This window comes from uncultured Campylobacter sp. (assembly GCF_938045595.1).
GTDB lineage: Bacteria > Campylobacterota > Campylobacteria > Campylobacterales > Campylobacteraceae > Campylobacter_B.
On sequence record NZ_CALIBB010000130.1, the window covers coordinates 1 to 1,207 of the forward strand.

Below are 1,207 nucleotides of genomic sequence, written 5' to 3' on the forward strand. Positions count from 1 at the left end.
GATAGCAATCCGCTAAATCCAAAATTCTACCAAAACTTATCTCAAATATTAGACGAGCTGATAGAGCAACGTAAAAAAGGCGCGTTAGACTATGAAAAATATCTAAAAGAGGTTATAGGTCTAGCCAAACAACTAAAAACTAAAAATATGGGCAAAGCCTATCCTGTACCGGTAAACACTGCAGCAAAACAAGCTATATATGACAACTTTAGTCAAGATATAGACTGGATCGCCAGACTAGATGAGACAATCAAAACATATAAACCAGATGGATATATCGGTAACAAAATGAAAGAGCGCGAACTAAAACGCGCCATAAAACCCCTATCTGATGAAAAAAATTTGGACATAGACGAACTTTTTGAGCTTATTAAATTGCAAGAAGACTACCAATGAAAATAGGCTCAATTTATGTTGCGGTAACGCGAAAAGACATAAAAAATCTACACATATCCGTAATGCCGCCGCACGGCGAAGTAAGAGTAAGCGCACCACTTGATGCAAGTGACGATAGAATCCGAACGGCTGTAGCCAATAGGCTCGCATGGATACGTAAACATAAAAATATTTATAACTCGCAAGAGCGCATAGGTGCAAGAGAGATAGTAAGCGGTGAAAGTCACTATCTGTGGGGCGAGCGGTATCTTATGCACGTAATAAACGGTGTTGATAATGTGGCGATAAAGCACAACAAGATGATATTAAGCGTGCGAGATAGTGGAAATTTTGAAAGTAAAAAGCGAGTTTTAGAAAAATTCTACCGAAACGAACTAAGGATAAAAATCGCAAAGATGCTAGAAATTTGGGAAACAAAAATCGGAGTAAAATCAAGCTCGGTAAGAATCCTAAAAATGAAAACAAAATGGGGAAGCTGCAATATAAAAGATGGTAATATTATAATTAACTATGAACTCGCCAAAGAGCCGCTAGAATGCTTAGAGTATATAGTCGTTCATGAGCTTGTGCATATATTAGAAAGGCATCATAATAAAAATTTTATAGCATATATGGATAGGTTTTTACCGAATTGGAGAATAGCCAAAAGCATATTAAATTCTTTGCCGTTAGAAAATTTAAAATAGTATAATCTTAATATTTTGGCTCAATTAAACTTAATCAGATTCTCTCTTATCAATTTCAACAGTTTCTGATATAGGCCTTCCTGTGTAGTTTTAGTATTGTATCTAAATTCACACTCTTTAAGATG

General features: G+C 35.5%; 1 protein-coding gene and 2 pseudogenes. 2 read left to right on the top strand and 1 reads right to left on the bottom strand.

What is annotated here, in order from left to right:
* Both Q0340_RS05500 and Q0340_RS05505 read left to right on the top strand, forming a co-directional pair.
* Positions 1-396 (top strand): annotated as a pseudogene (locus Q0340_RS05500) (restriction endonuclease subunit R); the annotation flags it as partial.
* Positions 393-1,082, top strand: coding sequence for a SprT family zinc-dependent metalloprotease (locus tag Q0340_RS05505; RefSeq protein ID WP_298082494.1), 690 nt, complete (start codon positions 393-395; stop codon positions 1,080-1,082). The pseudogene Q0340_RS05500 and the gene Q0340_RS05505, both read left to right, overlap by 4 nt.
* A 20-nt stretch (positions 1,083-1,102) precedes the next feature.
* Here Q0340_RS05505 and Q0340_RS05510 read toward each other — a convergent pair.
* Positions 1,103-1,207: pseudogene (locus Q0340_RS05510) on the bottom strand (IS1595 family transposase); the annotation flags it as partial.

Excerpts from the sequence above, each read along its gene's own strand:
- Q0340_RS05505 (WP_298082494.1), top strand. The coding sequence starts at position 393 with ATGAAAATAGGCTCAATTTATGTTGCGGTAACGCGAAAAGACATAAAA.